Raw genomic sequence first — 24962 nt, forward strand, 5'->3', positions numbered from 1 at the left:
GGTGACTATGTTCTCTAAAACACCGTCATTGAATGACAACAACAGACATAATTACACCCCCTACAACGCTACGTTGATTGAAATCACAACCATAAACCAGTGAGTTACTTCGAATTACCCCCATAAAAGTATATTTTATTCCAATCATAGTTTACGACGATCAAAATCAACAGCATTGATCGTTCATAACGATCTGACTCTCTTTGCATGCTCTGGTAGTGTTCTTCAATCTGTCAAAAAACAAAATAGTCTTTTATTTACAAAGGATTATTTTGTGACATTTACCGAGATAAGAAAATCATTCCGATGGCATTAAGCCATGAAAATAAAGCACTTTACTCATTAACTTAAGGACTCGCACTATGGGTGGCATATCAATCATTGAATTGTTAATACTTTTAATTTGTGCATTACCTGTTGCTCTCATCGTTGTACTCATTGTTTTTCTGATTAAACGGATGTCAGCACCTAAAAAGAACAACTAAAAGATAAGGTTAGGAAAAATCATATGAAGAACTCGTTAACAATAGCGACAATTCAACAGGCGCTAGACTGGGCTTACGACAAAGCAGTCAATGGTGTTAAAGGACTTGATACCGCTCAAGAAATAGCAGAAAGCTATATGAAAGAAGGTAATAGCCCCATCAACAACGCCAATTCACTGATACGTTGGCAAAATAGCAAGGCGATAACCAGCGGTTTTATTACGGGTCTGGGAGGCGTAATGGTCATGCCCGTGGCGCTTCCCGCTAATATTACCAGCGTGCTGTATATTCAACTCCGCATGATTGCGGCCATCGCTTATATGGGGGGATACGATTTAAAAGACGATAAGGTTCGAACGATAGTCTATGCCTGCCTATGTGGTAGCGCTGTGAGTGACATATTAAAAAGAGCAGGCGTTGATGTGGGTAAGAAACTGACCCTGTCAACCATCAAAAATATGTCAGGTGCAATTATCACAAAAATAAATCAAGCCGTTGGATTTCGTTTACTGACAAAGTTCGGCAGTAAAGGCGTTATCAACTTAGGGAAACTGGTTCCTGTCGTCGGAGGGGTTATTGGCGGTACGCTGGATGGAGTGACCACTAATATCATCGGCAATACTGCTCGTAATCAGTTCCTTAAGGACGATGATAATACGGAACGTTACGAAACAAAGAACAATAGCGCCTGCATTGATGACTGATGAAGGAATATGACGATGATTAAGAATTATCTCCCTCAGAAATTAAGGAAATGTCTTATGCGTAAAAACTGCTTTATGGCGCTATCTGGTCTTTTGCTCCTTTGCACCAGTGGTGTAACCAGCGCTTCAACCATGCTGCAATGTAATTTAGACAATCATCACACGATAACCCTCGATATAAGCAGCGAAAAAGGATTGGTCTACGACTATAAAAAAACCGGGGAAAGCAAATCGGAGTTAACGTTAATTGGTAGTGACCCTTACTATGCAAAAATCTTGGGGGTAAACTGGTCTTATCAATATTTCCGTTTTGAGAAAGGGACTTATTCTTATGTTGTCTATAATCGAAATGATGTAAAACTTGGGTTAGCCGTCTTTCATGGTGGCAAACTTATGATGAACAGAGTCTGTGTAGGTGACGTAATATTAGACAGAGAAGCCTACGTATATGCCAGTGAACATGTCTATGTCGATGCTGACGGGGCCGAGTATGACTATTTGATTGAAGAGTAATTGATCATAGCCCCTAATAGAAATTAACCAGCCCCAAATTGGATTAACGGTCAGGGCTGGTTCAGCGTATTTACTTCAAACTGTATCCAAAGTTACGTTCCCCCTCCACACTGACTTTACTACGCTCTTTAGCTAGGTAGCTAACCCGAGTCATCAACTTGGCATAGACGCCATCCGCATTCAGCGTTTTCTCGTCAAGGTAATAACATGGATTTTCTGGAAAATAAGCGAGTGACTGATACCGTTCATCATTCACACCTAACGCACTGAGCCAAGCTTGTGTGATTAATGCAGCTAGATTCCCCTTCAACTTACGATAGTCCCCCAGAAAGGCGTAGGCGTCCTTATTCAGCAAAAGCAGTACATGGTAGTGTTTCTTCTCTTCTGGCTGATTAAACTCTCTGACCCATACGTAACGAGGCGTACAAGAATGGACTCTTTTCCCTGCTAACCTTTTCTTGTTTGAATCCGCTTTAAGCTTTGCTTTCAATGAGTCAAAAAAACGAGAGATAACCGCAGAATCAATTCTGGCTAGTACATTGTCAGGTAGCCTTAAATCAAACCGTAAAGCTAGTATTCGAGGGTGTTCATTTAACGCAGACTGAATAACGTCAATAATCTTATTTAAATAATCAGAATTAAGTGGGCCATAGGTTCTGATAATATCTTCAGCGTTCATAGTTTATTCCTCAGTAAATAATTAAGGTTGGATAAGTCAGCAATGATATATAATTAACAGCTACCACCACTCTTGGTTTTTATAAATCTAGTTACTTCACACATAGAGAGTTCATTGCTTATTATTTATGATAATAAGCAATGAATTATTAACTGGCATTAATCAATAGTGAATAGATAAAGGGGCATTGCTAGATGCCCCCTTACATTATTATCTGGATTGATAATATAAGTATCTTTGTTACTGGCACCACTACAGCTACTAACACTCTCTTTATTAATACTAAACAAACCGACAATAACCAGCTAATTAATAAAATCTATTGCACTGAATAATTAATACGATTCATCAATGAATGATAGCGAAAATAAATAGCGGGGGTAAAATTCGAATTTATTTATTCATTATAATTCACTCTGGAATTAAGTCTTAATCAATGTTGGTGCACCATGAATAGATTTAATCATTAAGCATTGTCAGATTGATAAATTCTTTAGTGAAGATTAAAAGTGTTAGTAACGGGATTGACTAACGATTACATTCCAGCGTCCGTGGTTAATTCAACCGCAACATCACCTCTGGATTCTTTAATACGTTGACGTAGCCAATTTTCGACTTCGCTTTTTAACCAGCGAGAAGAGCGCCCCATTTTAATTTGCTTGGGGAACTGACCTAGCTGTATCAGTTTATAAAACCATTTGTCCGTTAGGCCCGTTAATTGCGTAATAAAAGCCATATCTACTAGCTGGTCATCCATTAAATCAATTGGTAAGTTATTCATGTGATATTTCTCCGTTAAAGTTGAGTAAGGAGAATTCCGTGCGTCGCAGACACCTTAGGCGCCTGTTAATTTAAGTTATTCGATGATAGGCACCTCTTAGTTATTCAGTCGCTTAGCGTAAGGCTAAGGACGTATAATCAGATTCAATCAGCAATGACTCAATTAGGGACGAACGCATTCTCTACATCACATGTTGCAACCGCGTAAAAAATTACTTGAGGCCCGTTGACGTTAATAAAGAAAAGTTTGAAAACCACTCTCTATAATCAGTAATACATCACCGCAGTACACTTTATTCAGTACCGTGATCTGTAAGTGGGCTTTTTAGCATCATATTAAATAGCAGTTAGACATTGAGTTGGTGGTCACCACCTACATTGGCGATTTTACGTTGGTCAGGGGCTGAATTTGACTTTTAACGGAAGGGTAGATACTGGTTTCTCACCCACCAACCGTTGACTTTCAACAACAACACAGACTAATGGGGAGAACGTTAAAAGACAGTTTTCGATCAGCAGAATGTAAGAAACCGCCAATATTGAGATAAAAAAGAGATGACGACGGTAGTAGCGATGAGGTGGAAAAGGGCTATATAACAGCAATAACGACAGGTGACACATGAAGAAGCAGTCTAGTAATGTAAAAATGCACATCCAGAACATGACAAGATAACAGCAAAAAATCAGGTAGAATTACTCAAGAATACTAAAAATATATGGAGTACCTACACCAATAAATATCACATTGACTTCAAAAATACTACATAGTAATCTTTTTTCATTAAAGATTGTACAGCTAATCGCTATGGAGTTAATCGTGAGTTCAACCCCTATCGTCATAAAGGAACAGGACAGACGTGTTTGCCGCTCTTATTACGTCTATCTATTGTCTAAGAACATCAATACGCCTCAGGTAGATTTTTATAAACCCGCTCATTGCTGCAAAGTGTTTAATGAAGTATTGGCACTGGCTTATCCGAATCCCCAAACGCGACAGCAATTTATTCAATCGATGGTATTAACGTGCACTGGCACGTTAATACCCGATATTGAATTTGAATGGCTCAAGAACAATGAGCACGCGTGTTATTGGTTATGGACATATTTAAGGAGTGCTGACAATGGCATGCTAAATAATTACTATATAACCGATAATACTGTAACAAATGAATTAACTGACTATGAAAAATTAGGGTTAAATACATCACCAGTAAATACACAGCACAGATACAATCTTATTATTGATTTTTTTGATAGTTGGTATGCGCCACTCAATTATAAAACTTCATTACTTAAAAAATTAGAGAGCGAATGGGAAGCAATCAATGTCAAACCAAAACCCTTTAAGTGGCTTGATATTAATGATGACGAACAATGCAAATGGGTGTGGAACTATATCTCCGAGGCTCAGAAACCGAAACTTGCATATACCCTAGCCTACAGTGATAAAATGAAGATTCCAACATTTTATCTTCACCCTTCTAATATTGATGAAATTAAACTCGCTATTTATGTAGCAGTCAATTTATGGCGAGCACATCCGGATACCAAGAAACTCTTCTTTAAAGATATTAATAAAGCCTTCAGTCAGAAGAAGCACCGAATAAAAAAGGCGGATAGTAAACCCTTTAATACCTATTTAAAGATTGAGACAAAAAAACGACTAAATGAAATAGCTCGTCGTCAGGATAAAAAGATTGTTGATATAATTGATAGTCTCATCAATCAAGCATACGACACATTGCCACCAGAGCAATAAACTCCACACTGTGTTATCTTCTAACCTATATTTTTCTAAAAAGGTCTTTTTTAAGGCCTTTATTATTTTGAATAGAATAAACTCCATTCTAAATATTTTTAGACATACATCATAATCCGGATATCAATCACCTATCGGTTATATCATGCTTATTCAGGCTGATGGAATACACCCCGCAAGCCTACAATGATTATTATGTTGAGGAAATAAATCAATGACACGTCTTGCTTCCCGTTTTGGTACTGTAAATACTATTCGCCGTGACCGACCACTAACCAACGATGAATTAGCTCGTCACGTTCCCAGTATATTATCGGAAGAAAAACATATCTCCCGTAGCGACCGCTACACTTATATTCCCACCATTACGTTATTAGATAACCTACGTAAAGAAGGCTTCCAACCGTTCTTTGCCTGCCAAACTCGCGTCCGTAATCTTGATAAACAAGACCACACCAAACACATGCTACGCCTACGTCGTGAAGGTCAGATAACCGGGAAAGAAGTCCCTGAAATAATCTTACTGAATAGCCATGACGGTTCCAGCAGTTATCAGATGATCCCTGGCCTATTCCGCTTCGTGTGTGCAAATGGAATGGTCTGTGGTGACAGTTTTGGTGAAGTCCGCGTACCACATAAAGGCGATGTTGTTGATCGTGTGATTGAAGGTGCCTACGAGGTATTAGATATCTTTGATCGAGTAGAAGAACAGCGAGAAACCATGCAAGGTATCTCGCTACCAAAACCCGCACAACAAGCCTTTGCTCATGCCGCCCTAGCCTACCGCTACGGTGAAGAGCATCAACCAATAACCGAAGAACAGATCCTGATGCCCCGGCGTTGGGAGGACAGAAAAGATGACCTGTGGACCACGTACCAACGGCTGCAGGAAAACTTGATCAAAGGCGGACTATCTGGTCGTTCAGCCAAAGGTAAACGCGCTCGGACTAGGGCCATCAATGGTATTGATGGTGATATCAAGCTTAATCGCGCCCTGTGGATGATGGCTGAGAATATGCGCCAGCATTTAGCCTGACACCACTATGTACCACTAAGAGAATCAATCAATAGGAATAGATAATATGACTCATGATAATGGACTGACCATCAATACCCTACAGTCAACGCTTGATTGGCTGTATGACAGGGCTATCAACGGTATTGCCGGACTGGACTCCGCTCAAACACTGGCTGATGCTTATCGGTATACTCACCCAGACCGCCGAGAATGTGTGAACGCTTTAATACGCTGGCAGAATACCAAAGCCGGGACCAGCGGCTTCCTCTCTGGATTAGGTGGCATAATGACACTGCCAGTCATGATACCGCTCAATATGACCAGTATCTTGTTTATCCAAATCAGGATGATTGCAGCTATAGCTCTATTGAGCGGCCATAATCTGAAGGACGATAACGTCAAAACCTGTGTCTATTTATGCTTATGTGGCAATACAGCAAAGGATATCCTGAAGAATGTCGGTATCCAGCTAGGTACACGACCAACTCGGCAACTGTTCGGTCAAGCCTCATCAGGAGCAATACAGTGTATCAACCGCTCTGTCGGCGTTAAGTTGATGGCGCAAGTCGGCCAAAAAGGCAGTATCAATGCTATCAAGCTGATACCGCTGGTCGGCGGACTAATCGGTGGCATGTTTGACAGCATCACAACCGACATCATCGGGAATATGGCCAGAGATATATTTATCAGCCCACACGCGATCCCTGCTCTTATCCATAACGACATCCAGACTCAGTAACCTCTAGCTCGTTTCAGCCCTGATTACCTAAAAAACCACTGACATCAGTCTGCTTTAGCACTGATGCAATCTCGTTTGCTTAATTTCACACAAAAAGGAAATCACTACGCTTATCACCCAACGGCACATTCACGCCAATACCTTAGTCTGGCATCAGGGCCAAATAACATGGATGCCTCTGAACACCACGTTATTGGCAGCAGCGTTGCCCACAACATCTGAACATGAACCGCCCCCACAACCTAACTACCGGCTTAACAATTCGGTGGTCTGGTTCTTGGCATTTGCCCCACTATTAGGATTTATGCTGGAAAGCGTTATCGCCATTCTGATTTATGGCCGACGAGGCCTTGGCTATTCGGTATATCAACTGCTCTTTACTCATCCGTTCTGGTACCTCTCCGTTATCTTGAATATTGCACTCAGCTATCGCGATGAGCACAACCTAAAAAAAGCGGGTATCGATACTTCCAGATATGGTGCCATGACCTGGCTAGTGCCCGTCTATTTATGGCGACGGGCAAAGTCTCTAGGACAGACCCCGAGTTATTTCTGGGTCTGGGTCATTCTATTCGGGATCATCATGTTAGGAACAATTTAATTCATTCAGCTCAGGACAGGCGCACCGTCATTGGTGTCCTGTCCTTTTTGCCGTCTTGTTATTCTTTATTACGAGAACACCACTATGTCTAATCACATTCGGCGCGAACAGCGCATTATCAGCATGGCGTTACAGCTATTAGAAAAACAGATCAAAGTGAGACCTTATTCTTTCACTTCATCAACACAAACCAGAGAGTATCTCCGTTTGCAGCTAGAACAATTAGAACGGGAAGTTTTTATGGTTTTGTATCTGGATAACCAGCACCGGCTTATCGCTAGTGACGTCACTGCATTAGGCACAATTAACGAAACATCAATATATCCCAGAGAAATCATTAAAGGATCTTTAGAATTTAATGCCGCAGCGGTAATCCTTGCTCACAATCACCCTTCCGGGCTGGCAGAACCTAGTCAGGCAGATCGCTCAATCACCAATAAGTTGAAAGAGGCACTGTCGTTAGTCGACGTAAAGGTACTCGACCACTTTGTTATTGGTCATGGTGAATTAGTCTCATTTGCTGAGCGAGGTTGGTTATAAGTCAGATGGTTCCAATACGCTATACCGCATTAGCAGTTCAGTCTTCAATGTAGTTCCTCCTATATAACGCAACAATCAATCACATAATCCTTTTACCAACAGGAGATCTTTAGATGTCTGCATCACCGACGTTAAAAACCGGCGTATTTCATTTTACTTTATTACGAGATATCGCTCAGGACGACTGGTTCACTCTGTGTCGTCTGGTCACCCAAGCCCATCGACAACTCCGCCTGAAGCCGGAAACAACCGGTATTGAACCAATCCCTATTATCTGCAACGGTGCGGGTATCACGCCACTGCGCTTTGACGATAGCCTAATAGGGCTCGGTGTTATCGTGTTTAACGGGGAGCATCACCACCAACTCAGTGGTGATACCTTTATTCTAAATCAACATCGTCATCCCTACGACCGGGGATATTGTCATACCCATGGTCACCCCTATTGTTTTATGGTCATGGCAGTATTACTACTGGCCCATTACACCTGCCCGACTGTCTGGAAAATCACGTCTGATGTCAGTTGCACTCAATGGCAACGTGTTGCCGACTGGCTGCAAGCAGAACTGGCAATAGTGATAGCACTTCCCACCGAAATATTTACAGGAGTACAACCATGAATCTGATAGCTAGCTTGCTGTCACTGCAATCACTGGATAATGTTGATTTGATACACACCGTCCGGGTCACTGAGTCAGCATTTAATAATTTAACCACGTTTGGTAGTGAAGGCATTTTCTACCCAGCGACACAAAGCTCTGCTGATGCAGAATATGTAATACTAGACCTTGAGTTTATCCGTGACCATCAACTGGATTTTGATAAATCTAGTTTTACTGAATGGTGTCAAACACACCTATCGCTAAATATGACTGCATTAAAGCCGTTATCTTATTTATTTGTGGTCGGAACCAATGAAGTCTGAAACCATTTCTTACTAGGCTAATTAATCGTTAGTTGTAGTTAGTGCATATCGTTTGCTGAAAAAGTATAGATACAGTAAATTAGTTAAGTTCTAACTAACTGAACTTACCTACTCAAATCACATAAAAGCAAATATGGGTAAAAAACGGGGTAACTTTTTTAATTAAATTATCAATTATGATTAATATCATTAAGTTATATTAAAGTTCGAGTCCGGCCTCAGCACCATTAGAATGACATTTAAAGACGCTTAAGGGCGTCTTTTTTTGTGGGTGGAATTCTTGTTTTGTAAGGCCTTTGTGCATTCCAACTCAAAACAGATAAAAACGAAAAACTCAGCCAGAATTCTACGGACAATGGAGCTTGAGCTATTCCCCACTATTGGTAATCGTGATATTGCCAACCTAAATACCCGCGACCGATTATCCCCGATAAAGAAAGTAAAAGAATCCGGAAGTCTATAAATTGCAGCCCGACTACAACAGTTCACAACCGCAATTATGCGTTATGCCGTTCAAAGCGGCATCATTGATTACAACCCGGCTCAAGACCTAGTTGGCGCAATCACCACCAACAAGAAGCAAGAAAGTTCACCGCCCTGCCCTCACCTTTGATCGTATTCTTGAACTACTTACGCGTTTAGATAACTATCAAGGAAGATATTTAACCACTCTGGCAGTGAAATTAACCTTACTTATCTTTATCCGTTCTATGCCCGTTGGTCAGAGATCGATTTTGAACGAGCGCTTTGGACAATACCGGGAGAACGTGAAAAGCTGGAAGGTGTTAAGCACACACACAGAGGTTCAAAGATGAGAACAACTCACCTTGTTCCCCTTAGTAGACAGGCCATGGAGATCTTAAAGCAGATACACCAAATTAGCGGTGACCACGAGCTTATCTTTATTGGTGACCATAACGCCAATAAGCCGATGAGTGAAAATACGGTGAATAAGGCTTTACGGGTAATGGGTTATGACACCAAGACAGAAGTCTGTGGTCATGGCTTCCGTACAATGGCCTGTAGTGCATTAATTGAGTCTGGGCTGTGGTCTAGGGATGGAGTAGAACGGCAGATGAGCCATCAGGAGCATAATGGGGTTCGTGCTGCGTATATCCATAAGGCTGAGCACTTGGATGAGCGGAGATTGATGGTGCAGTAGTGGACGGATTATTTGGATGAGAATCGGGTGAATAAGGTTAGTCCGTTTGAGTTTGGTAAATTAACCAAACGAACTGATTAGCAGCATGTTAAGTTTTATCTGAATATTAGAGGTGGCTTTTACTGCCTCTTTTTTATTTTAATAAATAATGACAATGAACCGTATTTATTAAAATAAAATCTACCCGACTAAAACAAAAAGTGTCACAGTTAACAATTAGTTGTGATTTACCAATTTTTAATCCCTCGATTACGTTGCTAGCAAATGTAATAGAACGCCATTCTAAGGTTTCAGCATTACATTCAATTACAGCAGCCACACGATAGAATCGAAAGCATACCATCCTATTGAAATTCGGCTAGAAAAACAACACGGTAATATCTGGTCGATCGACTATATAACATGAGAAATACAGGCCTTTTTCCATACCCCTATTATTCATAGCTTCATTCCTGATAAGAATAGAATTTATTCAATATGAAAAATAGGCAAATTACAGCTAGTAATATTACTAGTAATTATAAAATTGATAGGTAAATCAATGAAGTTGAACTATTAGGTTGTTATTATTCTGTAGGTGGTTATCAAGATGTAACAGTATTCATGCCGTTTGTATCCATAAAGCTGAATATTTGGATGAAAATCGGGTGAAAGTGATAAGTCCGCTTGAGTTTACTAAGATTCAGAATAGGCAGCTTTATTGAGTGGTATTTTATTAGTTTCGCCACGATAGACCTACATGAGTGGGGAGCAATTCGATTATCAATTTTTAGCTCTATAGATTTAGATGACAATTCTAGCTTAAATACCTCTAAACCGCTGAGATAAGAAGCGATAAATACAAATTACATTCAATAAGTTATAATATTTTTGGTATGGAGTCTCAGGGTCTATGGAAATAAAAAAGGTAGGTGGAGCAGGACTTCACGCAAGTGAGCTTAAAGCAATCAGTAAAATGGAACAGCAATTCCAAAAAAGCTGGCACGGATTCGCAGGATTGGTTGTATCCGATGCTCAAGGACCAATGGAAATTGACTGCCTTATTATTACCCATGACCGCCTGCTTTTGGTCGAACTCAAAGAGTGGAATGGCACGATAGAGTATGACAATGGGATGTGGATCCAAAATGGTCAAAACCGTGGCAAAAGCCCCTTTGCCATCAAACGAGAACATGCCCTACGCCTGCAGAAGTTACTCGATAGAGAGTTATCACACAACCTCGGCTATTGGCTCGCTGTAGAGGCCCATGTTGTGCTCTGTGGCAATGCTACTCCAGACAATCTCCCCTTGATAGAGAGACCTTTCGTCCACTCGCTGGATGAGTTTCTCGCTATTCGAGCTCCTGAGAAGTATGATTCTCTAGTTGCAAACAAAAAACTTGCAGGTTTCTTCAACACTACAGGGAAAGCCAGGCCAAACTCTGAAAAGTCCCTACCAACCATCTACACATTTTTCGACGGTCCGAAGGTTCAGAAAAAAGAACTGGTTGTTGGTAACTTCCAGGTTCATACGAATAAACCTTGGTTTTCTCACCGAAACTCTATCTACAAGGAATACTCAGCTCAAGATCGGTCAATGCCTGCAACAAAGGGACTGATACGACGTTGGGACTTCAATCAACTGGGTACTCTGCATGCCTTACAATCAACATGGTCTAATATTGCCCTGCGTGAAAATCGGATTGGAAAATTTATTCGTGATAACAGTAACATGCGTGATTACTTACTTAGATACGTCAACGATGCTTCAGCCGATGACGTCACAGAAGATTTCTGTGAGTTGTATGAGTTGCCTCGAAATACCGATCGTTTAGATGAAATCATCGCCAGTGATTCCGCATCCTGGTCAAGGGAGCAACGGCTCGATCGAGTACGAGCTCTTCTGGCCCCTTTTGGTGACTTACATGCATTAAACATTGCTCATCGTGATGTTGACCCACATAATCTCTGGTATGCCAAAAATCACCAAAGTATTCTGACATCTGGTTTTGGTGCCGCATTCTTTCCGGAAACCGGAACAGTGGCAGATCATCGAAAATTACTGCAGAGCTCACCAATTTCCCTACCGGAAGATGCGATGTGTGCAGGTGACATCATTGACGCTTTTCGTATTGATGTCTTCCTACTGGCCTCTGTAGCCTATCAAATTTGCTTCAATCAGAAGCTTAAACTAGTGGATGGAGTCCCCGAATGGACACCACCTGTAAACGATCCTTTCGATGGTCTCTTAACCTCGTGGTTTGAGAAAGCACTCTCTTGGGATGCTGCTGAACGCTTTAATGGTGCCCATAGCATGCTGACAGAGTTCAATTCTCTCACAGGAACAAGCGCCGCAGAAGATAATGAGTCCCAGCAGATCTTTGAGCAGTTGATGCACAGTCCCCATCGACGCCAAGATCTCACACCATACTTGATCCTACAGGCCTTCCCTCCTCCTGCAGAAAAACTGCAGGATGCCATCAACGCCCTGTCTAGCGAGAGTAATAAGAAGGTTTTCCTGGCTCAGAAGGATAATCAAGAAATACTTGTGAAGTTATGGGGAAATGTTCAGATAACGCAAAATCAACCGGGGTCTAACCGCCGAATACTACAGTTTCTAAAGCGCTTGGATAAATTTCAGGATACTTCTCTAGCGACTCCAAAGGTCCTAGACTTCGGTTTAATGAATCCACAAGGACTATTTGTAGCTACTGAATATGTGGAAGGTGAAATTTGGCCAAGTTTCTTGTTGGATTTAACCTTGTCTCAAGAAGACAAGCGAAGTATGGCTATTAATCTAGTTAGTACCGTGATGGACTTTCACGACAAGCGATTTGCCCATGGGGATCTACATCCAGAGAATATTCTTCTGAAAGACAGCAATGTCGAGCAAGTCATGCTTCTGGACGTGCTTGATTACGGCAGTGAAACAGAGGCATTCAATACTGATTACGGGCCGGCAAATCCAGCTATCACCGATGCTTATGGTCGTGACCGGTTTGCTGTCTTCAAGATCGTTGAAGAGCTATTCGCAGGAGATTTGCCTGCAAACATTCAGGAGGAACTCATTCGTGCTCGTGACAATCAAACACAAATCCCAGTTGCCCTTACCCCATTATTCAATGCATTACAAACAGCCCTAGAGCCAGAACAAACTGTTCAGCCTGAAGTTAAAGAAGAGGAGCCTATCTTACTAACTTGGGGAGCTAACAGTTTTCCAGAAACGCCTACGTTGTTGGAACCCATTGATGGCGGTTATTACTTCAACTGCAAATGGAGTAAGAGTCAAGGTCACGGTAGGGATAAAGAACTTGCTTGTTTTATTACGGGCAATACCTCATATCTGCAAGTAAACCTAGATGTTGAAGCACGTAAAATTCTTAAAGTCCGACATATTACTTCTATTCCTCTAAGTGATGTTGTCAGCGCACAACGGCGTTCTGTAGGGCGGCTAACACGTCCTATTGCTCTCAAAAATGGAACTTTGGATGAACGATGCTCGTTGGTTGATGCAATTCTAAGTATGGAGACTGTTATTGATGCACTTATTGAGGAATTTAGTTCTTCAGAGGACATTTCAGAGCCCCCCTTAACGGATGAAGATCGCCGTGAGTTATCTCCAGAAAAACTGTGGAAAGCATTGGCTGATACGGAAGAACAAATTCGTCAAGGTTTTCAAATTGAATATAGCGCGGAGGAAAAAGTCAGCGATAGTGGGCATCCTATGTATCCCTATCTGTGTCTGGATGGACGAGATCTACAAATTGACATAGATGAGACCTATTATATCTATCAGCCTAGATCAGATGAAAGACTTGGCGAGCTCGTGATTAACGAAACGACTGGCAGTTATATAGCGATAGATCCCGTCAATCATTGGGCTAGTAAGCAGTTTACACCTGGCAAGTTGCTTCAACTTGAATCCATTCGCAGTAAATCATCAAGGGAGCTACGGCTTAAAGCGTTGAACCGGGTTATGGCTAAAAAGTCAGTCATACCAAACTTGATCGACTATTTTGATATCCGACAAAAACCAGCTCTGAGAGAAATGGCAGAGCGTCCAACTGCTCAGAAACTTCGGGAGTTATACGATGTACCAGGGCAGGAAACAAACAGTAAACAGCTTGACGCATTCCAGTACTTGGTAGGACAAGGTCCTATCGGTGTTCTTCAAGGACCACCAGGTACCGGTAAAACTACCTTTGTCAGTAAATTCATCCATTACTTGTTTGAACATGCCGGTGTAAATAACATCTTACTGGTGGGCCAACAGCACTCGGCGGTGGATAATGTCGCGATTAAAGCTCTTGAGCTTTGCTCAAACAAAGGTCTAGAGCTAGATACTATCCGAATTGGCAATGAATCACTAATTGATGACCGCATGTTGCCGACCCACGCCCGAGCTTTGCAACAGAAGATCCGCCATAAGTTTCATCGGGAATATGATATGCGAGTTAGTGCTCTCTCTACTCGACTGCAGCTACCACATGAACTTGTTCAAGATGCAACACGATTACACCGTAGCCTAGCGCCTTTATTAGTACAATTAGGACAATACGAACGCCAGCGAGAAAAGCTGATACGCACTGGCGGAGAGGCTAATGAGAACAATGCGGGGCAATTAACGGAGTTAATGAACCAACGCAACCAGACGGTAGAAACGATTGAGACAATCGTGCGCCAGCAGTTCAATAATACGCTTGGTGAGCTACCAACGGATAGTGAGCTGTTACTAGACAAACTGTTACAGATGTTGGCTCAAAACCATGCTGTGAACAATCCCGTCAAGGTGGAGCGCCTGCATCAATTATTATCCCTAAGTCAAGAGTGGCTCGATGTTTTGCGCTCTGGAGAAGCTGGTTATGAACGGTTTATGCTGAAAACTAAACAATTAGCTTGCGGTACCCTAGTGGGAGTTGGACGTCGTAGTTTAGAGCTGGATCATAGCCAGTTTGATTGGGTTATCGTCGACGAAGCTGGTCGTGCTCAAGCCAGTGAGTTAATGGTTGCGCTGCAAAGCGCGAAACGCGTCTTATTGGTGGGCGATCATAAGCAGTTACCGCCGTTTTACCAGAACGAGCATATAAAACACGCAAGCAGGCTACTTGAAGTTAGTCAAGAAGCCTTTCAAGAATCTGATTTCGAGCGAGCCTTCAAGGCATGTGGCGGAGTCACTCTAGATACACAATACAGGATGATTGAACCCATTGGTGATCTAGTCTCAGCCTGTTTTTACGCCGATGATATTGGCAAGCTATACACAGGGCGAGGGCCAGCCAAGCCTTGGTATAATGAATTACCTCCCCCATGGAACAAGGGCGTTAGCTGGATCGATACCACCTCTAAGCAGGGAGAGAAAGAAGCTAAACCCGGCTACACTAACCAACATGAAATAAATCTGTTATTACAATCGTTGCGAGTTTTAGTAGATGCGGATGCTGTTGAACACCTGCAACGAACAGTTACAAATGAGCATCCTTATCCTATTGGTATCATTACTATGTATAGGGCTCAGAAAAATGAGATTGAAACTCAGATCAGTCAAGCCGAATGGATGGGACCGCTTCGTCACTTGGTAAGAATCGACACCGTAGACTCTTACCAAGGGCAGGAAAATAAAATCATTATTCTTAGCTTGGTGCGGGATAATCCCAATACCCTACAAGGTTTTTTGCGGGATGCACCTCGAATCAATGTAGCAATTTCTCGGGCACAGGAGCGTTTAGTTGTCCTTGGAGCTAGCCGCATGTGGCGTAAAGATAATAATGACTCCGCATTGGGCTCGGTGTATGAATATATCGCTGAGCAATCAACCCAAGACAATAGCCACTATCAGGTAATTACAACTCTCGAATTCAACAAGGAAGCCATACCAGCATGATCCCGCTTTCTACAGACACTAAAGCACGTGTGGGGAACCGCATCACAATTCTGATTCCCGCGCGAAAGTACATCATGAATGTCGCTTGGACCGAAGAAAAGCCAATGCCTGCTATTGAGCTATTTGCATGTCGGCTGCTTATACTTTTTGAGCGAATGTTGCCCCTTGAGCTCCGTGAATTCTTCGGGCTCTCGGAACGAGAAGAAGAAGAGTTGCTAAATTCATTAGAAGATAAGCGTCTAGCTGCACTGGATCTCCTAGGTTATCTAGTCCCCAGTCCTCTGTTACAAGGCCAGATCGGCCATGCGGGTAGAGTACCAATGCTGGTTAATTACAACGAGCAGACCGAGCATGTCGTACTAGATGCTTTTGCTTTAACCGTACGTAAAGAGCAACGGCTGAGCCGATTGATGTTCGGCTTACCAGAGCTTCCCATGCCGGAATCCGTAAAAGGATTAGGAATAGATAAAGTCATTGAAGAATTTGGTCGACAGTTTCGCAGCTATCTGGAAATCACTCGCCACAATGAGCACGAACGCCTACGCACTCAACTTTATAAAGTGATGGGCTGCAGTGCTAGTGAAGTACTCCAGTTGGCGGTCGATATTGAGTTCACCTATCAGCAGGCTAAGGGAGAGCCAAAACAATGGATCCGCTCCGTCGAACGGTTAAGCTCTAACCAGAGCCGTCCCCTCAGTAGTAAGCTCGAAGCCCATATCGCAGATTTTCTTGGCTCGAACTACATCGAAGAAAAAGGTACCGATGCGGAAACTTACTGCCGGTTGGCTGATGATCATGTTCTTAAAACTTATGTCAAAGGTTATCAGGTAGACTACTCACGTTGGATCGTCGCGCGGGATGAGAGTAAGACAGGTTATGGCTCGCCTGATACGCGCGGTGTATTTGGGCCCTTGTATCTACTTGAAAACCGGCGTGAAGCACTTGAATGGATTCGTAAAACACTATACGAGCAGGACGAACTTACTGATCTAAAAGCACTATGGATGCCGAGTAACGTTCCATTTTGGGGGGCCAACTCAGAAGATATTGATCGCTTTATTCAAGATCTAAAAAACATTTTTGAGCGGAGAGATAACGACGCAAAGATCTCCCTAATCCATCAGGGGACACGCTGGAATGTTCGACAGTACTTGAAAAACATATTTCCATATGGATTTTCGACCCCGTTAGCCCTAGATAGACTAGAGTTGTTGATAATTCCCGGAATTTTTGGCCTAATTCAGTACCATGGTCAACCTAATACCGATAGCGGCGTGAGTTTGCCCATTGGCTACATGACCAAAGACCCTGCGCGTATTAAGCACCTGGAATTATTGTTCAAAACCAGAATTGGTGACTTTGGTAATTTGAATGGCACTTGGGCTCCACCCAGAGAAAGCAATTCCCCACTAAAAGCGCAGGAGTTGCTACCACAAAACTGGCTAGCCAACCCCATCTCTCAGAGCACAACTAGGCCTATTCTTAGCTTGAATCGTTAATATCAAAGTCAGTTATCAGAAATGGTAGCTGACTTTTGTAGTGATGTGATGGCCGTCCCTTCTTAACCTGAGATCTGCCACACTTAAATTGAACAATCTCATTAACTGAGGAACAACATCATGAACACGAGCAAAGTCATTGGTATTAATTTGTCTAAATCTGTTTTTCAGGTATTGTAAGTGCACCCATTTTAGTACCACGTACTTTTTGAGATTTCCGGTTTTTAGCCGTCAACCGGTATTCTTCCGGTGTCAGGCTATTCAGGGATTCATGAGGTCGCTCACTGTTATATTCATTCAGCCAGCGATCTGTGATCTCCCGTACTTCAATTACGCAGTAAATAATACTAATTTCCTTCTATCCGACCGTAGAGCATCGACTCTACCTTTACAGTTTTTATTTACCAAGTAATACACATCAACGGCGTGGTAAGCCTAGTTGCTCACTAATGCTCACCTTAATCATTCCTCATAATAAAACCACTCACCAGAGTCCAACCTGACCATCGTCTTCATACCCTCTCCCTGTAAATACATTAACGGGTTAGATCGCACTGCATATGAGTCCAGCTTCTGTAGTTAAAACAGCATAATTAACACACAAAAAAATAGTTATAAAGTTATTTTATTCAATGAGATAACCTAATTTCAGGCCATTGATATAGATAAAAACGAAATGGATACAGTCAGTATTCTTGTCGGATTCATCATTAGAACTGACAAACTGATAGCCAGTTAAATGATTCCAAAACATGTGTTTCTGTTTGATGATTAAATGCAGGTTGGTTTGGTGGTACCCGAAAACTCAATGTATATGCCAGCGTCATACTCCGTTATGGTGCTAATAATCTAATGACCTTTTCCTTCCGCATAGGCACCATTGGTATCACCCATTTTCAAACTTTTGCGATCCACCGCGACAATTCCAAATATCCCTTCCCTCCTCCATTGACCCGTTCACTGTACAAATATACCGTGTGGTGATTACCCGCCGCGTTGCGGGTAATTAAAAAAGCGAAACCCCGCAGTGCGGTAACACTAACGGGGTCTCTGACCACAAAGTTATAAGAGGTAACATCATGGCTGTCGTGAAGCATACCCAAACTCGCCCCCAATTTATACATTACCCGCGATCAAAATTCAGATCCGGATCGGAAAAACGATCCTCTGTTTCAGCAGGTTGCCTGAAAATGGGAGGGTTCTCTCATGCTTAATCTTATCGACTCAACCCCAGGCGATCCGCTGGAGCTGGCAGAACAATGCCTCGCCCTGGCCACTGCGGTAATCAAAATCAGTGAAGCACCGGTAAAAGAGTCATTGCAGTTTATTCTGCATGAGAAGATGGAATCCCTGTTCCATGCGCTTTATAACGCAGAAGGATCTGTTTGATTGTTCGGCGAGTAAATAGCGCCAATCAGAGGAAGCACTTACCCTTCGGGACTACGCTTTACGTTGCCCCGAAGGTTTTAGCTAAAAATACCAACAGGCCGGTTTCTAAATCAGGCTATGACTAAACGCATCAACTGCCAGTATGGCGTTCGCCACATCTTCACCGGTTAAATTAGGATTAAGATTCTTTAAGGTATCGCCATCGCTGTTAGCCAGTGTGCCGACTTTAACCAAATTGTCCCAACTTTCATTTTCAAGATGAAGATCTTTGAGCGTGGTTGGCATTTTGATTGAGCGATAGAAGCGGACGTATTTCGCAATTTCCTCATCAGAACGCTGCTCTAACACCATATGGGTCAGCGTGCCATAAGCCACTTTTTCACCATGACTTAAATGATGAATATCACCCTGAATAGCCGTAAAACCATTGTGTATCGCATGAGCACCCGCCAACCCGGCATTTTCAAAACCCAGACCCGACAGTAATGTACATGCCTCAACAACGGCCTCAACCGCTGGCGTAACGACTTTTTTGGCAACCGACAGATAAGCGCTGTAGCCATAAGTTAACAATGTTTTTTCACAGGCCTCGGCAATCGCCATTGCGGCAACGGTAGGATCGCCACCCACCATTGATTTGGCATGAGAGCGTTTAACCGCAAGCGCCTCAGCGTAAGTCGCTAAACCATCGGCAATACCCGAGGCAAACAAACGAACCGGAGCCTGAACGCACACGCCTGTATCAACCAGTACCAGATCCGGGTTTTTAGTATAGAAACGGTAGCTATCAAACACGCCGTCATCGGTATAAATAACCGATAATGCGCTGCACGGTGCATCTGTTGATGCAACGGTTGGAACAATGACTACCGGCTGCTTCAGTTCATCGGCAACGGCTTTTACCGTATCCAGCGTTTTTCCGCCACCCAAACCGACAACCAGCTCCGTTCCCGCTTTACGGGCTAAATCGGCAAGTCGACGAATTTCATTACCGGAAGACTCACCGTTAAAACGTTCATAGTGGAAGGTGATTTTTGCAGAGCCTAAAGAGGATTTAACATCATCGCCGATCAGCCCCCAGACAATGTCATCAGCCACTAAAAACGCGTTTTGTCCAAGCTCGGCAACATAGTCGCCCAGCTCTTTCATTACCCCCATACCCTGAACATATTTCCGCGGTGAAGAGAAAACAAATTTACTCATGATTCGGCTCCATTTACATCAATGTATTCTGGTGGCTCAGTCATCATCGTTTCATGGTTAAAAACAGTTTTATGACTATAGCCCTATTACCTAATTGAGAGATCGATACTTTTTGATACTCACACAATCAGAGAGAAAGTGAACTAAACGCACCAAGCCAATCTTGCTCAAATTTGTCTATCGCCGCGTCTACGGCAGGCGCAGCAAGGAACTGCTGTACAACATCCAGTGGTAATGTGATAGCTCCGCACCCAATTAACATACAATCAAGTGCCTGACGCGGTGTTTTAAAGCTGGCGGCCAATACTTTTGCATGAGGAGCATGGAGCTGCAGCAGGGTTTGAAGTTCACGTACCGTCTGTATTCCATCCCCTCCCTGAGCATCAACCCTATTAACATAAGGTGCGACATAAATAGCACCCGCTAATGCCGCTAACAGCCCCTGCGCTGCGCTGTATACCGCGGTTCCTAATGTTGGAATACCTAAAGTGTTTAATTGCTTAATCGCCGCCAAACCTTCCATGGTGACCGGAACCTTAACCACGATACCGGGTGAGTACTCTGACAATTGCTGTGCTTCGGCAACCATTTCATCAGCAGTACGCGCCATCACCTGAGCAAACAATGTGCTACCTTGTCCCAATGCGGCTCGTAACTGAGTGAGAACTTCCCATACGGGTACCCCTCCTTTTGCAATGATACTGGGATTGGTGGTTACCCCTTGTACCGGATATATACGTGCCAAGCGCTTAACTTCAGCAATATCCGCAGTATCTAAATAAAGCTCCATGTGGGTTTCCTCTGTTAAAGATTAAAGTTCAAGTTCGCGTGTTAATAAGGTCACAATCTCGTTTGCCTCTTTGGCATTCATCAGAGATGCGCGGAATTCTTCATGCATAATGCGGCGTGCCAGACGTGAGAAAATCCGCATATGCTGGTCCCCTGCTGCATGTTTATTAAGGGTTAGCATAATCACGAACTGCACATCTTCATCGCCCCACACCACCGCCTTAGGCAGGCGAGCAACGCTGATGGTTGATTGTTCGATATGTTCAGATTTGGTATGTGGAATGGCGAATCCAAAACCCAAGCTGGTGGCAAATACCGCTTCACGGGCCCATACATCCGCTTCTAATTTGCGAGGATAACGACAGCGCCCCGTCAGCAGTAAGTTATCGGTCATTCCTTTGATAACTTCCTCTTTGCTCTGCCAGTCGTTGCGAATAGAGATGCATCCCTCGTTGATAAGCGGAGCGTCTTGCTGTGTCATTCTAAATTGAGCCAGCAAATGCTCCACCTCTAAAGAGGTCCTACAGTTCATCGCTTTATTTAATAGCTGACGACATTCTTTCGTGTCCAGCTGTGCTAACCGTGCTTTGGTTGCCGGTATGGACGGCGCGCTCATACTCAGTTCATCCAGCCCCATGCCAACTAACAGTGGAAGAACCGATCCTTTAGCCCCTAATTCACCGCATAATCCAATCCATTTCCCCTGACGATGAACCATTTGAACCGCATAATCCAAAGCGCGTAAAAAGGCAGGATTAAGACTATTGTAATGTTTAGTCACTTTCGCGTTGTCACGATCCACCGCTAATAAATACTGAGTCAGGTCATTACTTCCAATGCTAAAGAAATCAATTTCCTCACAGCACTGATCGATGATGAACATCACCGAGGGCACTTCCAGCATAATGCCAAACGGTATCTTTTCATTAAAAGGAATTTGTTCTGAACGCAGTTTTTGTTTCACTTCAGCTAATTGATCCTTTACCCACAAAATCTCTTCCATAGAGGAAATCATGGGGATCATTATTTTTAGTGAGCCATGAGCGGACGCCCGTAAAATTGATCGTAGCTGTGTATGAAAAAGAGATAAAAATTCCTGATAAATACGGACGGCACGATAGCCAAGAAATGGGTTATTTTCCGCAGGGATTTTCAGATATTCCACCGGTTTATCACCGCCAATATCCATGGTGCGAACAATAATACTGCGCCCATTGGCATGTTCTAATGCCTGACAGTAAATATTATAAAGTTCTTCTTCTGATGGCGCATGAGAACGATCCATATACAGCATTTCTGTACGAAACAGACCGATCCCTTCAGCACCATTAGCAAAAGCGGGCGCGGCTTCAACAGAATGGGCAATATTTGCCGCAATTTCCAGACGAATACCATCTGCGCTGCACCCCGGCAGGTCAAAATAGGCTTGCTGCTGTTCTCTGATACGTTGTTGAACCGCCGCTTCTTGTCGGTAATAACGTTTTACCGGCTCGGTCAGTTCCACCACCACCAGCCCGAGATCGCCATCTATTTGTACCTGCTGCTTTAAATAAGGCGCTAACTGACTGGCATCAACGCCGACCAAGGTAGGAATATTAAACGAACGAGCTAGAATGACCGTATGAGAAGTGCTTCCTCCACTGCTGAGTAATAATCCTTTAAGTCGTTTTTTATCCAGTTCAAGAAATTGGCTGGGGGTAAGCTCATCGGCCATGCAAATGCTGTCATGCTCCAACTGCCCTTGTGATGGGAATCGAGCGGTACCGTAGATTTGTTGTAGCAATTGGAAACAAACATCACGCACATCCAACGCCCGCTCCCGAAGATAGTCACTTGAAGAGTTAGCAAATTGCTGACAAAAATGGTTAGCCCCATTAATGATGGCTTGCGCGCAGCCGGTGCCCGATAAGATGTTTTGATTAATCTCATGACGTAAAGACACATCGGTAACCAGAGAACGATGGGCCTCCAGCACCGCCGTCGTTGTACCACTGTTTTCTAACAGTTGAATATTTATTAATTTCAGTAAATTATTCAAACCATTATCTAATAATTTTTGCTCGGCTTTCACATCGCCGATCTTAGGCAGCTCTCCTGGCTGGGCGAAATTAAACGCCACCAAATGAGTCAGTGCCCCTTGTGCAATACCGCTACTTACTGGCCGGGCACGAATAATATGGGGATGTAAATTCGTCAATGAGGCCGGTAATTCCACAACTTCATCAGCATCGACCTTTTGCAAAGGCGCATCACAATGTGGGAACTCTTGGGTAATAAACGCGGATAAACGATCAAATGCCGTCTGAGAATCGCTCCCCAAAATTGAAATATGGCATTCGTCTCCCATCAACGTATCCGTACCGATGATGGCTAACGCACTTTTGGCATCGCCGCGACGATCGGTCCGCAAGTTATACCATTCAATATGAGCAGAAAACTGATTACATAATGCTTCGACGAGACTCGCGGGGCGAGCATGTACACCATTTGGCAATTCACAACAAAACTTCACAATTTGCGGCATCACACCTTCTCCTGAACCAAAGTCTGTTATTGGTTAACAGGATAAAAGTATGCCTATAGCGGCGACTATAAGATAAAACTGCCAAAAACTGGATAAATGTAGCCTGCTGAGAAAAATGAGATACCGCTCACAAACAACCTGAGAGACCATGACTTCTGAGTTTGGTAAAGAATTTTGAGGCGGATCGCATTTTGAGATGTGACTTACAAAAATCCAGTAAATGGCATTTTTCTCTCCTGTCTGAGCGGTAATGAATTCCTTATTGTGATGCTCAATCCATACTCAGGTAACCCCTTACGGGACAGGAGTTCGTAATGAAGGAGTTGGTTCAGATACTAAAACATACGCGTCAGCACTTAATGACGGGTGTATCGCATATGATACCTTTCGTGGTCTCGGGAGGCGTCTTACTTGCAATTTCTATCATGCTATACGGCAAAGGCGCGGTACCCGATGCCCTTACCGATCCCAATTTAAAAAAATTATTTGATATCGGTGTCGCCGGTTTAACCTTAATGGTGCCATTTCTGGCAGCTTATATTGGTTACTCCATTGCTGACCGTTCGGCGCTGGCACCTTGTGCCATCGGAGCATGGGTCGGTAATTCATATGGTGCCGGTTTCTTTGGTGCCATTATTGCCGGGCTAATCGGTGGCATTCTCGTTTTTTACCTCAAAAAAATAGCGGTACCTAAAATATTACGTTCCGTTATGCCTATCTTCGTTATCCCCGTTATCGGAACCATGTTAACGGCCGGAATCATGATGTGGGGGCTAGGTGAGCCTATTGGCATTCTGACTAATGCCTTAACCACTTGGCTTCAGGGTATGCAGCAGGGAAGCATTATCGTACTTGCCATCATTATGGGGCTGATGCTGGCTTTTGATATGGGCGGGCCGGTAAACAAAGTGGCTTATGCATTTATGCTTATCTGCGTTGCTCAGGGCGTGTATACCGTTGTCGCCATTGCGGCGGTGGGTATAGCCACACCGGCAACCGGCATGGGGCTTGCGACGCTCATCGGTCGCAAATACTACACGGCGGAAGAGCGCGAAGCCGGTAAAGCATCACTATTAATGGGCTGTGTTGGCGTAACCGAAGGGGCCATACCTTTTGCCGCGGCAGACCCTCTGCGAGTTATCCCTTCCATTATGTTTGGTACCGTCTGTGGCACTGTTACCGCTGCCGTTTTGGGTGCCCAGTGCTATGCAGGATGGGGCGGCGTCATCGTGTTACCTGTCGTTGAAGGCAAACTGGCCTATCTGGCGGCGTTACTGGTCGGCATGGTTGTCACGGCCATTAGCGTTAATCTGCTGAAAAGTATTGCTGCAAAAAATCAGGTACCAAAAACGAATGAAAAAGAAGACGATCTCGACCTGGATTTTGAGATTAATTAATTGAACTTATTGAGAGAAAAGATCATGACCAAAATTATTGCTGTAACCGCTTGCCCTTCTGGTGTTGCTCACACCTATATGGCTGCCGAAGCGCTGGAACGTGCCGCAAAGGCAAAAGGATGGGAATGTAAAGTCGAAACTCAGGGGTCAATTGGCATTGAGAATGAATTAACTCCCGACGATATCTCCGCTGCTAGCATCGTTATTTTAACCAAAGATATTGGTATTAAGCATGAAGAGAGATTCCAAGGAAAAACCATCGTCCGGGTAAATATTAGCGATGCGGTAAAACGCGCAGATACGATTCTGGAAAAAATTAGCGCCCACTTAACACAAGCCGCTTAACCCGATAAAAATCGCAGTGTAACGCTGCGATTTTTTACCTCTGTATCAGCT

Annotated in this window: 21 protein-coding genes and 2 pseudogenes; 17 read left to right on the forward strand and 6 right to left on the reverse strand. The window is 43.4% G+C overall.

Annotated elements, in window-relative coordinates:
* Positions 1-508 precede the first annotated feature (508 nt).
* Positions 509-1189, forward strand: a complete 681-nt coding sequence (locus HYN51_RS12290) for an EcsC family protein (RefSeq protein WP_108900294.1) — start codon at positions 509-511, stop codon at positions 1187-1189.
* A gap of 57 nt (positions 1190-1246) precedes the next feature.
* Positions 1247-1702 carry a hypothetical protein gene (locus HYN51_RS12295; protein WP_108900295.1) on the forward strand — a complete coding sequence of 152 codons (456 nt, stop codon included), beginning with the start codon at positions 1247-1249 and terminating at the stop codon, positions 1700-1702.
* A gap of 70 nt (positions 1703-1772) precedes the next feature.
* Here HYN51_RS12295 and HYN51_RS12300 read toward each other — a convergent pair whose 3' ends face one another.
* Both HYN51_RS12300 and HYN51_RS12305 read right to left on the reverse strand, forming a co-directional pair.
* Positions 1773-2381, reverse strand: coding sequence for an inovirus Gp2 family protein (locus HYN51_RS12300; RefSeq protein WP_108900296.1), 609 nt, complete (start codon positions 2379-2381; stop codon positions 1773-1775).
* Positions 2382-2916: 535 nt separating this feature from the next.
* Positions 2917-3162 carry a helix-turn-helix transcriptional regulator gene (locus HYN51_RS12305; RefSeq protein WP_108900297.1) on the reverse strand — a complete coding sequence of 82 codons (246 nt, stop codon included), beginning with the start codon at positions 3160-3162 and terminating at the stop codon, positions 2917-2919.
* 816 nt (positions 3163-3978) lie between these two features.
* Between HYN51_RS12305 and HYN51_RS12310 the strand changes: the two genes are divergently transcribed.
* The 12 genes and pseudogenes from HYN51_RS12310 to HYN51_RS12360 all read left to right on the forward strand — a co-directional run bounded on the left by HYN51_RS12310 (position 3979) and on the right by HYN51_RS12360 (position 17264).
* On the forward strand, positions 3979-4920 hold the full coding sequence (locus HYN51_RS12310) for a hypothetical protein (protein ID WP_108900298.1): 942 nt from the start codon (positions 3979-3981) through the stop codon (positions 4918-4920).
* A gap of 214 nt (positions 4921-5134) precedes the next feature.
* Entirely contained in the window at positions 5135-5956 is an 822-nt protein-coding gene (locus HYN51_RS12315) for a DUF932 domain-containing protein (RefSeq protein ID WP_108900299.1), read from the forward strand.
* A gap of 46 nt (positions 5957-6002) precedes the next feature.
* Positions 6003-6677, forward strand: a complete 675-nt coding sequence (locus HYN51_RS12320) for an EcsC family protein (protein WP_108900300.1) — start codon at positions 6003-6005, stop codon at positions 6675-6677.
* A 63-nt stretch (positions 6678-6740) separates the two neighbouring features.
* Positions 6741-6899 (forward strand): hypothetical protein, encoded by a 159-nt coding sequence (locus tag HYN51_RS16400; protein ID WP_157953041.1) that lies wholly within the window; start codon positions 6741-6743, stop codon positions 6897-6899.
* A gap of 55 nt (positions 6900-6954) precedes the next feature.
* On the forward strand, positions 6955-7278 hold the full coding sequence (locus HYN51_RS12325; RefSeq protein ID WP_157953042.1) for a hypothetical protein: 324 nt from the start codon (positions 6955-6957) through the stop codon (positions 7276-7278).
* A gap of 84 nt (positions 7279-7362) precedes the next feature.
* Entirely contained in the window at positions 7363-7818 is a 456-nt protein-coding gene (gene radC, locus HYN51_RS12330; protein WP_108900302.1) for a RadC family protein, read from the forward strand.
* 113 nt (positions 7819-7931) lie between these two features.
* Positions 7932-8438 (forward strand): hypothetical protein, encoded by a 507-nt coding sequence (locus HYN51_RS12335; protein WP_108900303.1) that lies wholly within the window; start codon positions 7932-7934, stop codon positions 8436-8438.
* Complete coding sequence (locus tag HYN51_RS12340) at positions 8435-8743, forward strand: hypothetical protein (RefSeq protein WP_108900304.1); 309 nt, start codon at positions 8435-8437, stop codon at positions 8741-8743. Before HYN51_RS12335 ends, HYN51_RS12340 begins: the two co-directional genes overlap by 4 nt.
* Positions 8744-9074: 331 nt before the next feature.
* Positions 9075-9902 (forward strand): annotated as a pseudogene (locus HYN51_RS12345) (tyrosine-type recombinase/integrase); the annotation flags it as partial.
* A gap of 349 nt (positions 9903-10251) precedes the next feature.
* A complete protein-coding gene (locus HYN51_RS16825) occupies positions 10252-10311 on the forward strand; it encodes a hypothetical protein (RefSeq protein WP_407936349.1) in 60 nt (19 codons plus the stop codon).
* Positions 10312-10797: 486 nt separating this feature from the next.
* A complete protein-coding gene (locus HYN51_RS12355) occupies positions 10798-15765 on the forward strand; it encodes an AAA domain-containing protein (RefSeq protein ID WP_108900305.1) in 4968 nt (1655 codons plus the stop codon).
* On the forward strand, positions 15762-17264 hold the full coding sequence (locus HYN51_RS12360) for a hypothetical protein (RefSeq protein WP_230513975.1): 1503 nt from the start codon (positions 15762-15764) through the stop codon (positions 17262-17264). Before HYN51_RS12355 ends, HYN51_RS12360 begins: the two co-directional genes overlap by 4 nt.
* A gap of 191 nt (positions 17265-17455) precedes the next feature.
* Here HYN51_RS12360 and HYN51_RS12370 read toward each other — a convergent pair.
* Positions 17456-17592, reverse strand: a pseudogene (locus HYN51_RS12370) (integrase core domain-containing protein); the annotation flags it as partial.
* Between the two features lie 878 nt (positions 17593-18470).
* Between HYN51_RS12370 and HYN51_RS12375 the strand changes: the two are divergent.
* A complete protein-coding gene (locus HYN51_RS12375; protein WP_108900307.1) occupies positions 18471-18653 on the forward strand; it encodes a hypothetical protein in 183 nt (60 codons plus the stop codon).
* A gap of 105 nt (positions 18654-18758) precedes the next feature.
* Here HYN51_RS12375 and HYN51_RS12380 read toward each other — a convergent pair whose 3' ends face one another.
* From HYN51_RS12380 to ptsP, 3 genes are all read right to left on the reverse strand, one after another.
* A complete protein-coding gene (locus HYN51_RS12380) occupies positions 18759-19856 on the reverse strand; it encodes a glycerol dehydrogenase (protein ID WP_108900308.1) in 1098 nt (365 codons plus the stop codon).
* Between the two features lie 127 nt (positions 19857-19983).
* Entirely contained in the window at positions 19984-20646 is a 663-nt protein-coding gene (fsa, locus tag HYN51_RS12385; protein ID WP_108900309.1) for a fructose-6-phosphate aldolase, read from the reverse strand.
* A gap of 21 nt (positions 20647-20667) precedes the next feature.
* Positions 20668-23169, reverse strand: a complete 2502-nt coding sequence (gene ptsP / locus HYN51_RS12390) for a phosphoenolpyruvate--protein phosphotransferase (protein WP_108900310.1) — start codon at positions 23167-23169, stop codon at positions 20668-20670.
* Between the two features lie 314 nt (positions 23170-23483).
* On the opposite strand from ptsP, the gene HYN51_RS12395 reads away from it, so the two are divergent.
* Positions 23484-24566, forward strand: coding sequence for a PTS fructose transporter subunit EIIC (locus HYN51_RS12395; RefSeq protein ID WP_108900311.1), 1083 nt, complete (start codon positions 23484-23486; stop codon positions 24564-24566).
* A gap of 24 nt (positions 24567-24590) precedes the next feature.
* Positions 24591-24911: a PTS fructose-like transporter subunit IIB gene (locus HYN51_RS12400; protein WP_108900312.1), complete on the forward strand. Its 321-nt coding sequence runs from the start codon at positions 24591-24593 to the stop codon at positions 24909-24911.
* Positions 24912-24962: the final 51 nt, after the last annotated feature.

It is taken from the genome of Limnobaculum parvum (assembly GCF_003096015.2).
Taxonomy (GTDB): Bacteria; Pseudomonadota; Gammaproteobacteria; order Enterobacterales; family Enterobacteriaceae; genus Limnobaculum; species Limnobaculum parvum.